This window comes from Clostridium sp. HBUAS56017 (genome assembly GCF_007115085.1).
GTDB classification, from domain to species: domain Bacteria; phylum Bacillota; class Clostridia; order Clostridiales; family Clostridiaceae; genus Clostridium; species Clostridium cibarium.
The window spans coordinates 103,004-115,886 of the sequence record NZ_SULK01000010.1; the positions used below are offsets into that span (position 1 = coordinate 103,004).

12 protein-coding genes and 2 pseudogenes are annotated in these 12,883 nt (G+C 29.9%); 13 read left to right on the forward strand and 1 reads right to left on the reverse strand.

Annotated elements, in window-relative coordinates:
• The 8 genes and pseudogenes from FAY47_RS20945 to FAY47_RS20950 all read left to right on the forward strand — a co-directional run.
• Nucleotides 1–314 (forward strand): annotated as a pseudogene (locus FAY47_RS20945) (3-phosphoshikimate 1-carboxyvinyltransferase); the annotation flags it as partial.
• Nucleotides 292–1,386, forward strand: coding sequence for a chorismate synthase (gene aroC / locus FAY47_RS10325; protein ID WP_143316632.1), 1,095 nt, complete (start codon nt 292–294; stop codon nt 1,384–1,386). The pseudogene FAY47_RS20945 and the gene aroC, both read left to right, overlap by 23 nt.
• Nucleotides 1,374–2,513: a prephenate dehydratase gene (pheA, locus tag FAY47_RS10330; protein WP_143316633.1), complete on the forward strand. Its 1,140-nt coding sequence runs from the start codon at nt 1,374–1,376 to the stop codon at nt 2,511–2,513. Before aroC ends, pheA begins: the two co-directional genes overlap by 13 nt.
• Nucleotides 2,514–2,524: 11 nt before the next feature.
• Nucleotides 2,525–3,334: a shikimate dehydrogenase gene (gene aroE / locus FAY47_RS10335; protein ID WP_143316634.1), complete on the forward strand. Its 810-nt coding sequence runs from the start codon at nt 2,525–2,527 to the stop codon at nt 3,332–3,334.
• 14 nt (nt 3,335–3,348) lie between these two features.
• The gene (locus tag FAY47_RS10340) at nt 3,349–3,864 is read left to right on the forward strand and encodes a shikimate kinase (protein WP_347562796.1); all 516 of its coding nucleotides are present in this window, start codon (nt 3,349–3,351) and stop codon (nt 3,862–3,864) included.
• Between the two features lie 88 nt (nt 3,865–3,952).
• Entirely contained in the window at nt 3,953–4,966 is a 1,014-nt protein-coding gene (aroF, locus tag FAY47_RS10345) for a 3-deoxy-7-phosphoheptulonate synthase (RefSeq protein WP_143316635.1), read from the forward strand.
• A 10-nt stretch (nt 4,967–4,976) separates the two neighbouring features.
• Nucleotides 4,977–5,810 (forward strand): prephenate dehydrogenase, encoded by an 834-nt coding sequence (locus FAY47_RS10350; protein WP_143316636.1) that lies wholly within the window; start codon nt 4,977–4,979, stop codon nt 5,808–5,810.
• A 438-nt stretch (nt 5,811–6,248) separates the two neighbouring features.
• Nucleotides 6,249–6,587: pseudogene (locus FAY47_RS20950) on the forward strand (C40 family peptidase); the annotation flags it as partial.
• 1,105 nt (nt 6,588–7,692) lie between these two features.
• Here the strand turns inward: FAY47_RS20950 and FAY47_RS10360 are convergent.
• Nucleotides 7,693–8,226: a CYTH domain-containing protein gene (locus FAY47_RS10360; RefSeq protein WP_143316638.1), complete on the reverse strand. Its 534-nt coding sequence runs from the start codon at nt 8,224–8,226 to the stop codon at nt 7,693–7,695.
• A gap of 158 nt (nt 8,227–8,384) precedes the next feature.
• Between FAY47_RS10360 and deoD the strand changes: the two genes are divergently transcribed.
• The 5 genes from deoD to FAY47_RS10385 all read left to right on the forward strand — a co-directional run bounded on the left by deoD (nt 8,385) and on the right by FAY47_RS10385 (nt 12,833).
• Nucleotides 8,385–9,089, forward strand: a complete 705-nt coding sequence (gene deoD, locus FAY47_RS10365) for a purine-nucleoside phosphorylase (RefSeq protein WP_143316639.1) — start codon at nt 8,385–8,387, stop codon at nt 9,087–9,089.
• A 13-nt stretch (nt 9,090–9,102) separates the two neighbouring features.
• Nucleotides 9,103–9,864, forward strand: coding sequence for a class B sortase (gene srtB / locus FAY47_RS10370; protein ID WP_143316640.1), 762 nt, complete (start codon nt 9,103–9,105; stop codon nt 9,862–9,864).
• A 120-nt stretch (nt 9,865–9,984) separates the two neighbouring features.
• Nucleotides 9,985–11,040, forward strand: coding sequence for a nucleoid-associated protein (locus FAY47_RS10375; RefSeq protein WP_143316641.1), 1,056 nt, complete (start codon nt 9,985–9,987; stop codon nt 11,038–11,040).
• Nucleotides 11,041–11,078: 38 nt separating this feature from the next.
• Nucleotides 11,079–11,807 carry an RNA polymerase sigma-I factor gene (sigI, locus tag FAY47_RS10380; protein ID WP_143316642.1) on the forward strand — a complete coding sequence of 243 codons (729 nt, stop codon included), beginning with the start codon at nt 11,079–11,081 and terminating at the stop codon, nt 11,805–11,807.
• The gene (locus FAY47_RS10385; RefSeq protein ID WP_143316643.1) at nt 11,808–12,833 is read left to right on the forward strand and encodes an anti-sigma factor domain-containing protein; all 1,026 of its coding nucleotides are present in this window, start codon (nt 11,808–11,810) and stop codon (nt 12,831–12,833) included.
• Nucleotides 12,834–12,883 lie beyond the last annotated feature (50 nt).

Here is a 12,883-nt window from a genome sequence, read left to right on the forward strand (position 1 = left end):
ATGCCGAAAGACTTAGAATAAAGGAATGCGATAGATTAAAGGCTGTTAAGTTAGAATTAAATAAGTTAGGTGCAAAGATTTGTGAAAAAGAGGATGGGTTAGTTATAGATGGTATAGATGAACTTAGTGGTGGCATAGAGGTATGGAGCCATAAGGATCATAGAATAGCAATGACACTAGCAATTGCATCAACTATATGTAAAGATCCAATAATTATAAAGGATTATGAATGCGTATCTAAATCGTATCCACATTTTTTTGATGATTTTAAGATGTTAGGAGGATGTTTTGATGAGTGGAATGTGGGGAAATAATTTAAAGATATCCATATTTGGAGAGTCTCATGGAAATGCTATTGGAGTTACTATAGATGGACTTCCTTCAGGAATAGATTTAGATTTATGCAAAATTGATAAAGAAATGAAGAGGAGAGCGCCAGGTAGAAATAATTTATCCACAGCTAGGAAAGAAAGTGATGTTCCAGAGATTTTAAGTGGATATTTTGAGGGTAAAACAACAGGCACTCCGCTATGCGCTGTTATTAGAAATGTTGATACTCGTTCAAAAGATTATGGAAAACTTAAAGATTTAATGAGACCAGGGCATGCAGATTATACTGGAGCTATAAGATATGGTGGATTTAATGATTATAGAGGTGGAGGACATTTTTCGGGAAGGATAACAGCTCCATTAGTATTTGCTGGTGCAGTATGTAAGCAAGTATTAGCATTAAAGGGAATAGAAATAGGTGCACATATAAATAGTATAAAAAATATAAAAGATAAAAGTTTTAATTACACAAGTATATCCAAGGAAGATTTTCAAAGTTTTAGTACAGAAGAATTGCCATTAGTTGATAGATCTAAAGAAGAGGAAATTAGAAAAACTATATTAGATGCAAAGAAAAAAGGTGATTCTGTAGGAGGAACAATAGAATGTGCTGTAGTTGGTATAGAGCCAGGTATAGGAAATCCATTCTTTGATTCTGTAGAATCTATATTATCACATCTTCTATTTTCAGTACCGGCAGTAAAGGGTGTTGAGTTTGGTTTAGGTTTCGGAATAACTGAAGTTTATGGATCTGAGAGTAATGATGACTTTTACTATGAAGGAGATAGCGTAAGAACTAGAAGCAATAATAATGGGGGAATATTGGGGGGAATAACAAGTGGTATGCCAATAATATTTAAGGTAGCCATAAAACCAACGCCATCAATATCAAAACAGCAAGATACAGTAAATATTAAAGAGGAAAAAGATGGTACATTAATTATTGAAGGAAGACATGATCCATGCATAGTCCAAAGAGCAATTCCAGTTGTAGAAGCCGTAACAGCTATCGGAATACTTGATTTAATAAAGGAGAGATATGGATGGCAGATTTAGAAGACTATAGGAAAGAAATAGATAATATTGATAAAGAATTAGCTATTTTATTTGAAAAAAGAATGAATATGGTTCTTAAGGTTGCAGAGTACAAAAAAGAAAATAATATTGAAATATTTCATAGGAATAGAGAAGATATGGTACTAGAAAAGGCTATAAAAAATCTACAAAACAAAAATTATTCAGATGAAATAGTTAAGTTTTTCAATGTTATTATGGAAATTGGAAAAGGGCTACAAAGAAGGATGATAGAAGATGTTAAAAAGTTATCAGAAATAGCAGTAAAAAAATCTGAGATAGATAAGAATAAGAAGATTGGATTTCCTGGTGTGAATGGCTCTTTTACAGAGGAAGCTGCTATAAAGTTTTTTGGCGACAATAGCAATAGAATTTCTTATGAAGGGTTTGATGATGTATTTAAGGCAATAGAGCTAGGCCAAGTTGAATATGGTATAGTTCCAATTGAAAATTCATCAACAGGGGCTATTTCTGAGAATTATGATCTTTTAAGAAACTACGGTTTTTATATTGTAGGAGAAGAGTGCATAAGGATAGATCAAAATTTAGTTGGTATTAAAGGAACTAAAGTTGAAGAAATAACCGAAATATATTCACATCCTCAAGGAATTGAACAAAGTAGTGATTTTTTAAAGAAACATCAACATTGGAAAATGATTCCGTTTCATAATACGGCAACAAGTGCAAAACTTATAAAAGATCTTTCAGATACGACAAAAGCTGCAATTGCAAGTAAAAGAGCAGCAAAGATTTATGGACTAGAAATAATAAAGGAGTGTATAAATAATCAAAAGGATAATTACACAAGATTTATTATTATATCTAAAAAACTAAATATAGTTCAAAATTCAAATAAAGTAAGTGTAATGTTTTCACTTGAAAATGAAGCTGGAACATTATATAGATTACTTAGACATTTTGCAGAAAATAATATAAATATGATTAAGATTGAATCAAGACCTATGAAGGATAGTTCATGGAAATACTTTTTATATGTAGATTTTGAAGGGGATATAGAGAGCGAAGAAGTAATTAGTGCTTTAAAACTCATAGAAAGAAACTCTGCATATTTTAAATTATTAGGGGCTTATGAGAAAAGAATAAATTAAGGGGGAGAATCATGGAGTTTTATGGTTTGGTTGGGGCAAGATTATCCCATAGTCTTTCTCCAGAAATAAATAATAGAATATATGAGCTGTTAAATGTAGAAGGAGCTTATAAACTTTTTGAGATTTCTAATGAAGATATAGGAAAACTTGGTGAAGCTATTAAGTTATTAAAGATAAAAGGGGTTAATGTAACTATACCATATAAAGAAGTAGTAATGGATCAACTTGATGAAATATCTAAAGAAGCTCAGGCAATTGGAGCTATAAATACTATATTGTTTAAGAATGGAAAGTTATATGGATATAATACTGATTATTTTGGATTTGGTAGTATGCTTTCAATAAATAATATAGAAGTAAAGGGTAAAAGTTGTGTGATTTTAGGCACTGGTGGAGCTTCAAAAGCTGTAGCTACATATCTTATGGATGAAGAAGCTAAGAATATTTATTTAGTAAGTAGGGATAAAAATAAAGATATTAAGATAAATCCTAAGATGAAATTGATAGATTATGCTGAATTAAAGGATATTCATGGAGATATTATAATAAATACTACGCCTGTAGGAATGTATCCTAATGTAGGGGTATCACCGGTAACTAAGGATATATTGAAAAAATATGATACTTTAGTAGATATAGTATACAATCCTGAAACAACTGAATTTATGAGACTTGGACAAGAACTTGGAAAGAAAACTTGTGGTGGTTTATATATGCTAGTTGGGCAAGCTGTTAAAGCTGAGGAATTGTGGCTTGATAGAAATATTGACATGAAAGTATTAAATAAAATTTATGAGGAAATAGAAAATAAGTTTAAATAGGGGGAATAACTTATATGATGTCAATAAAAGATAAGGTGATTTTAATTGGTATGCCAGGCTGTGGTAAAAGTACTTTAGGGAAATATCTTTCAGAGAAACTTAATTATAATTTTTATGATATGGATGAACATATCCAAAAAATTTCCAATAAGACTATAGCACAGTTATTTAAAGAAGGAGAAGATGTCTTTAGAAAGTGGGAGACAGAATCCTGCCTAGAGTTAGCTAAAACAAAAAAAGCGGTTATAGCTTCAGGTGGTGGGGTTGTAAAAACTGGTAAAAACATAGACATATTAAAAAAAGATTGTATAATTTTATTTATTGATAGACCTGTAGAAGAAATAGTTCAAGATGTTAATGTTAGCACTAGACCATTATTAAAGGATGGTACATTTAAACTATATGAATTATACGATGAGAGATATAAACTTTATAATGGAGCAGCTGATATTATAGTAAAAAATGTTGGATCTATAAATGATGTTGTTAATAGGTGTAAAGAAGAACTTATGGATAGATTAATGATTTAGGAGTAAAACTCTAGAAGAGTTTTTACTATATATTATTTTAGGACAGTAGGATAGAAGAAAAAAATTTATTAGTACAGGAGGATATGTAATGATTATTATTATGAAACCAAAAACTGAGGAAGAACAAATTAAAAAGGTAATTAGTATAGTTGAAGGAAAGGGATTGAAAATAAACCTTTCAAAGGGTATGACCAATTTTATAATTGGTTGTATTGGAGATACATCTGTATTAGATCCTAGCAAACTTTCAAGAATAGATGGAGTTGATAAGGTGTTAAAGGTGCAAGAACCTTTCAAAAAGGCTAATAAGTTATTTAAGCAAGAACCAACAATAGTTGATGTAAATGGGGTTAAAATTGGTGGTAAAAATTTAGGAATCATGGCTGGACCTTGCTCAGTTGAATCAGAAGAACAGATTATAGAAGTAGCAAAGAGTGTTAAAGCATCAGGTGGTAATTTCTTAAGAGGTGGAGCATTTAAACCTAGAACCTCGCCATATAGTTTCCAAGGGTTAGAACTTGAAGGATTAAAATTATTAAAATTAGCTAAAAAGGAAACAGGGCTTCAAATAGTAACTGAACTTATGTCAACAGATTATATAGATGATTTTGTAGAAAATGTTGATGTGATCCAGATAGGTGCAAGAAATATGCAAAACTTTGATCTATTAAAACAAATAGGTAAGACAGACAAACCAATTCTTCTAAAACGTGGATTATCTGCAACTATTGAAGAATGGTTGATGTCAGCTGAATATATAATGGCAGGTGGAAATGAAAATGTTATTCTTTGTGAAAGAGGAATAAGAACCTTTGAACCTTATACAAGAAATACATTGGATTTAAGCGCAATTCCAGTTGTTAAGAGATTATCCCATTTACCAATAATAATAGATCCAAGTCACGCTGGAGGATACTGGTACTTGGTAGAACCAATGGCAAAAGCTGCGATAGTGGCTGGAGCTGATGGGCTTATGATAGAAGTTCATAATGACCCGGAAAATGCATTAAGTGATGGACAACAATCAATAAAACCAGAAAACTTTAGAAGTTTGATGGAAAAGATTAAAGTTCTTGCAAAGCTTGAATCTAAAGAAATTTAGGGGGAACGGCATGAATATTGTAATTGTAGGACTTGGAGTAATTGGTGGCTCGTTTGCTATGGCACTTAATAAAGTTGGCTACAAAGATGTTTATGGGGTTGATGTTGATGAAAAAACTTTGAAAAAGGCTGAAACTCTTGGGATAATTAGAGCTGGATGTACTTCAGGAGAAAAATTTTTCGAAAAAGCAGATTTGATAATTTTATCTATTTATCCAAAGCTTGTAGCAAGGTTTGTTGAGAAAAATAGAGACAATTTTAAAAAAGGCTCTATAATAACTGATGCAACTGGGATAAAAGGAATGTTTATTAAAGATATAATGAATATTTTGCCAGAGGAGGTTGACTTTGTTTTTGGACATCCTATGGCTGGTAGAGAAAAAAAAGGTATCGATTTTGCTACAGATAAAGTATTTCAAAATGCAAATTATATAATAACTCCTATTGAAAGAAATAAAGAGAAAAACATTAAAGTTGTAGAGAATTTAGCCAGGGAAATAGGGTTTAAAAGAGTACGTAGAATAACGCCAGAATTTCATGACGAAATGATAGGGTTTACCTCACAACTGCCACATGCTATGGCTGTTGCTCTTATTAATAGTGATGAAGAAAACAGAGATACTGGTAGTTTTATTGGGGATAGTTATAGAGATTTAACTCGTATAGCTAATATAAATGAAGAACTTTGGAGTGAACTTTTCCTGGGAAATAAGAACAATTTGTTGAAAGCAATAAATAATTTTGAGTTAGAGTTAGATTTGATAAAGAAAGCCATATACGATGATGATAAAGAGAAACTTATGGAGTTTTTTAGAAAATCAACTATACGAAGAGAACAATTATAAATCTCCATTAAAAACTTAAAAAGTGGCATTGCCACTTTTTTGTTTTAACACAAATGTTAAATAAAATAATTTTTGTATGTGGCATTTTTAGAATTTGCAGCTTTATATAAAGTTGATTTTGTTTTAATATTTATTTAAATTATGTATTTAATTGCAAAAAATAACTATTTTTTAAGATAACTTAAAAAAACAGGAATTTGGGAAGTATAGATCATTGAAATATATAATTCATCTTAAGGTATAAAATGGTTAAGGATAAATATAGAACCTATATTGACTAATTTATTTATAATAATATATAATTTAACATGAATGTTAGATAGGGGGATAAATATGTCAAAAAATAAGAAAAGTATAAAAATATTTTTAAGTTTTATGCTATCAATTTTAATGGTAGTAACAACTATACTAGGGAGTTCTATTGTGGCGAATGCAGCTCCAGTTAGTGGACAAGCTATTGTAAATGAAGCAATAAATCATTTAGGAAAACCATATGTATATGGAGAAACAGGGCCTGATAGGTTTGACTGTTCAGGGCTTGCATTATATGTATATAAAAAAGTAGCTAATATTGATATTGGCCGAGATACATATGCACAGGTCAAGCAAGGTAGAGAGGTATCGCAAAGTGAACTACAACCTGGAGATTTAGTGTTTCCACATGCTGGACATGTAGGCATTTACGTTGGTAATGGACAAATGATACATGCACCTGAAACAGGAGATGTAGTAAAAATATCGCCAATTTGGAAGTTCTGGAGAGCTAGGAGAATAATAGAAACTCCTATTAGATCTAGTCTTGAAAATTTATTATTCAATGCAAATCTATATCACGATAAGTATAAAGATTTAAGAGATACTTTTGGGCATGATGTTAATCAATTTAGTAATCATTTTTATAGTAATGGAATAAAAGAAGGACGTGGAGCATCAGAAGTATTTGATGTAAGATACTATTTGAGTCATAACAAAGATCTTATAAATGCGTTTGGAGCTAATAATTATCAAGCTGCATATAACCATTTCATAACTTCTGGTTATAAGGAATCAAGAGATCTTTCACCAGTATTTAATATGGAAACATATATAAAAAATAATCCAGATGTAGCTAATACATATGGAGCAGATCATGAAGGAATAATGAAACATTTCTTAACTAATGGAATGAAAGAAGGAAGAAATGCAAGTGCAAACTTCAATTTGGAGATGTATAAATTCAATTATGAGGATTTGAGAAATGCATTTGGTAATGATAATCAAGCATATTATGACCATTATTTAACAGGTGGTATTAATGAAGGTCGTATTGCTAATGACATAGTATTTAAAACGAATACTGCAAATTTAATATTCGATGCAAAATTCTATGCAGATAAGTATCCAGATTTGAAAAAGACTTTTGGATATAATAAAGTACAATTAGCTAAGCATTTTATAAGTGATGGAATAAAGGAAGGTCGTTCTGCATCAGAAGTATTTGATGTAAGATACTATTTGAGCAAGAGCCCTGATCTTATAGCTGCTTTTGGAAAAGATAATTACCAAGCTGCATATGATCATTTCTTAAGTGATGGTTATAAGGAAAATAGAAAACTTTCACCTGTATTTGATATGGCATATTATATTAAGAATAATCCAGATGTAGCAAATGTTTACGGAAATGATCATAATGGAGTTATAAATCACTTCTTAGTATCTGGAATGAAAGAAGGCAGAATTGGAAGTGAAGATTTCAATATAAAGGTATATAAGAAAAATTATAAGGATTTGGAAAAGGCATTTGGAGGAGATAACAAAGCATATTTTGATCATTATCTTCAATGTGGGATAGCAGAAGGAAGAATAGCAAAATAAATAAAAAAGGTGGATTAGCCACCTTTTTTTATTTGTTTTCTTCTATCAATTCATAGATTGTCTTAGAAGTTGTATCTTCCATATTATATCCAAGCAATTTAACAATTCTTTCAAGCTTTTCTTCAGAATCTGTTTCTATTTCAATGTATGGAAATGGGCAAAAGGTAGTATCGTTTATATCTATTTCTACTAAGCCATCTTCTAACTCATAGCTTTCTCTATATTTTTTTATAGATTGCTTAAGTACTAAGCCAAGAGATGTATAAATACCTTCAGCAGCAATTTTATTGTCTACTATAACTTCATTTTCTTCCATTTCCTTAAAACGACCTTGAGATAAGAGCTTTTTTGTGGTCATAAAATATATTTCTCTTTTATTTAGTAGGTCATCTATAGTTCTTATTCTAGCGTAGCCTTTATTATTTAACAGGCGCCCATCTTCAAAATCATAGATATCATTAGTTTGATTTTCTTCTTTAACTTTTTTTGCACCACTTTCTAGAAGTATGTGTCTAATATGTGCAACATCAATTTTAATTATTCTTGTTTCTAGTTCATTCATATTATTTTATCTCCTAAAGTTTAAAATATGATTAGTTTATTATACCACAAATAGATATATAAAATTATTTTACCCTTTTATTTGATAAATACAATTAGTATAATGGAGTTATATAAAGTTTTGTTATATTAAGTAAAAAACAATAGGAGGAAATAATTATGGCTAAACATTTACACATAATGGCAGAGGAAGGATCTATAGCAGAAACAGTACTTTTACCAGGAGATCCTATGAGAGCAAAATATATAGCGGAGAATTATTTAGAAGATGCTAAATGTTATAATACAGTAAGAGGAATGTACGGATATACAGGAACATACAAAGGAAAGAGAATATCAGTACAGGGGACAGGTATGGGACTTCCATCTCATTCAATTTATGTTAATGAATTAATAAGATTTTACGGGGCAAAGAGATTAATTAGAATAGGGTCAGCAGGTTCGTTAAATGATAATGTTAATGTTAGAGATATTGTATTAGCACAAAGTGCTTCAACAAATTCAGGAATTAATAAGAGAAGATTTAATGGTATGGATTATGCACCTACTGCAAATTTCGAATTACTATTAAAAGCTTACAATAAAGGAATAGAAAAAGGAGCTAATGTCAAAGTAGGAAATGTGTTATCTTCAGATTTATTTTATGATGATACAAATGGATCTATTAAGTTATGGGCAGATTATGGATGTCTAGCTGTGGAAATGGAAACTGCTGAATTATATACTGTGGCAGCTAAATATGGAGTCGAAGCTTTATCAATACTTACAATATCAGATCATGTGTTTAAGGGCGAAGAAACTACTCCAGAAGAGAGAGAAACTACTTTTACTCAAATGATGGAAATAGCATTAGAGTTAGGTTAAGGTATAGATTACTATGGGGGAAAAGTTATCGGTAAAAGAAATAATTAGGAAAGTTATATTTTCTATTTCGCTAATTGTTTTTATAGTGTGTGCTTATAAGTTGTACAATATATGGAGTGGATATCATAATAACTCTAAGGCATATGATGAGATCAGGGAATATTCTCCAGAAAAGATTGATGAAAATGGTGGAGAGAAGTTTAAATTCAAGGCAGAAGATTATCAAAAGTTGTATGAAATGAATAATGATTTTAAAGGATGGATTTATATACCTGGTACAAATATCAGTTATCCTTTAACTCAAACTAATAATAATGATTACTATCTGAATCATAACTTCAAGAAAGAAGAGAATAGTGGTGGTTCAATATTTATTTCATCAAATAATACTCAGCCTTTTATTGATAAGAATACGATAATTCATGGACATCATATGAAAGATGGAAGCATGTTTGCAGATTTGATGAAGTTCAAAGAAGAATCATTTTCAAAAGATACCTCTATTTATATAAATACAAAAGATAAATTGCTACAGTATGAAGTTTTTTCAGTATTTTTTGAGAAAGCTAATAATGAGTCATATCAAGATAGGTTTTCGTCTTATGATGAATATGTAGCTTATACTAATAAATTAAAAGAAAAATCAATGTTTGATTTAGGAAGAGTTAAATTTACACAGGAAGACAAAATAATAACTTTATCAACTTGTGATTATGATGTTGATGATGGGAGATTACTTGTATGTGCAAAGTTAGTTTCCAGCTCAGATTATTAAAATCAGCCTTAGGGCTGATTTTTTATTTTAGTAAAAGATGATTATGATTTAACGCTAGTTTATTTTTTAGTCAGTTTAATGATAAAATAAGTTATGTAATAAAATATGAGGTGAAGAAAAGTGGATTATATTAGTGATATAAATATAAGTGAAGCAGTTATACATATATTAGACTCTAATGGAGAAGAACCTATATTAAATGAATATAATTTACAATTAGATGAAGATACATATAAGTTTCTATTTAAGCATATGGAAAAATGCTTAAAAGATGAAGAATTAAAATATGCTGTATTTAATTCTGAAAGAAATATAGCAAAGGAGATAGTTCAAGATTATTTGAATGGGATAGATAATGATTTGATAAAATTATCTAAGGAATTAGCTAGACAATTATTTTTAATTATGAAGGGCAACGTAAATATACCTTCTTGTGATTTAATTGTAGCATCAATTATAACTGATCAAGGGCCTATGATAGCTATTCTTAAGATGGATTATGTAAGAAATTTTACTCATCAAGTAGATTTCGTTGGAGATAAAATAGGAATAGGGATAGTGCCTCAGTCAGCTGGACTTCCAGGAAGCAGCCAAAAGATACAAAAAGCAGCTTTCATTAGGCCAATAAAAGAAGAAGATACATATAATTTGATGGTATTAGATAAACAAAAAAAGAGTAAAGATGAAGAAGATTATGGAGCTAATTACTTTGTAAGTAGTTTCTTAGGTTGTTCTATAATAACCAATGAACGGGATATGACTAAAACTTTTTTAAAGGCAACGGAAAATTGGACTAGAAAGAATTATGCTAATGATGCGGTTAAAGCAGAATTAATTAGAACAGCTGTGAAGAGTAAACTTAAGGAGGAAGACACAGTTAATATAGATGAACTTTCAACTGAATTGTTTGGAGATAAATTATTTGAGGGAGAACTTCAAGTTAAAGAAGATTTCTCAATTTTTGTTAAAGGACAAGGGCTAAATGAAAATGTGAATGTGGATAAAACATGGGTAGAGAAAAAGTTAAAAAGAGTAAGATTAAAGATTGATAGGGAAATAGATTTGTATATAAATCAGGAAACATATCATGATAATAGTAAGTTTGAAATTCAGCGCAATGGTGATGGAAGTATTAATATGATAATCAAGCATGTTATAAATTATATAGAAAAATAGATTATGTTTAACAAAGGAAGAATTAATAATAGAAATAGGTGAAGTTTTTGAGAGAGATTGATGAATTAGTTATTAAGGCTCAGGAAGATGAACGAATACATGAAAGATTAATTACTGATAATGAATTTTTTATAATTAAAATGGCTTCAAAGGTTACAAGTAAGTATATAACTAAAAATGATGATGAATGGTCTATTGCGTTAAATGCTTTTAACGAAGCGATAAGAAATTATAAAATTGAAAAAGGTAGTTTTTATAGTTTAGCTGAATTAGTTATTAAGAGGCGAATAATTGATTATATAAGAAAAGAATCTAGATCTAAGAATGAAATTTCAGTAGATTCATATGTTTTTCAAGGTAACTCACAATTTGATGAAGAGGATGAAAAGATTAATTATGAAATTGTAAAAAAACTTTCAGAAACTTCAATTGAAAGTTCTGCCAAACTGGAAATTGAAGAAGTCACAGAAAAATTAAATTTATATGGATTTTCTTTTCATGACTTAATTAAAGTTTCGCCAAAATCAGAAAAAACTAAGTATGCTTGTGCCAAAGCAGTAGCATATATAATAAAAAATGAAATTGTATATAATGAACTTATTGAATGTGGAAAACTTCCTATAAAAAATATTGAAAAAAATATAAAAGTACCCCGAAAAGTTCTGGAGAGGCATCGAAAGTATATAATAGCAGCAGTTGTGATAATGTCCGGAGATTATCCACACCTTGCTAGTTATATGCGTTTTATCAGAAAGGAGTTAACATAAATGAAATGTATAGTTGTGGAAATTAAGAATAAAAATGCAGTTGTACTTTCTGATAATGGTAGCATAATCAAAGTGAAAAATGATAATTACCAAATCGGGGAGGAAATTCAAATGAAGAGAAGCATTGTGAAAAAGTCAAAGATAAAAATAGTTGCAGTTGCAGCAGGATTAATTGTTTTCTTAACTGGAGCGAGCGGAGCTTATGCATATAATAAACCATATGCTTACGTAAGTCTTGATGTAAATCCATCAATAGAATACACAGTTAATTCCTTAGACAGGGTTATTGATGTCAATGCTGTTAATGATGATGGACAAGAAATAATTAATAATATTGATGTTGAGAATAAAACTATTGATGAAGCTATAAAAAATACTGTTTCTGAAATTGCGGAGCAAGGATATATTACAGAAGAAGCTGGAGGAATTGTAATTTCTACATCTAGCGAAGATGAGAAAAATGCATCTGATGCTGAGAAGTTAGCAGATGAATTAAAAACAGATGCTGAAAAAACCCTTGAAGAGAATAATTTAAATGCTGAAGTAGAAGCTCTTAGTGTTGGAAGAGAAAGAGTTTTAGAAGCTAGAGAATTAGGTGTTACACCTGGAAAATTAAATTTAGTTGAAAAACTACAAAAGAGTGCAGCAAATCCAGACGATATATCAATTGAAGAATGGCTTAATAAACCGGTAAAAGATATAATGAAAGCAACTAAAGCCAATAAGGAAGAGCAAAGGGTTAAGACTGAAGGAAATGCTACTAATACAGAAGATCAAGAGCAACAAGGAGAAAGTGAAGCTACTCAAAGTGAATTAACGAACTCAACAAATTCAATGAATTCAGTTAAAGAAAAAAATGAAAATAAAGAGGTTAAAGAAAAAGTTAATAAAAATAAAGAAACAAGCACTACTCCAGCAAAAGAAAATGTAAATAAGGCAGAGGAAAAGAAGTCAGAAAACAAGTCTCAAGGTTCTCAAGGAAATACAGATAAAGGAAATAATAAGGAGAATAAGAAAGATAAGTAAGTAAATTAAAGAAACACAGCATACATATTATAATGAATGCTGTGTTTTTA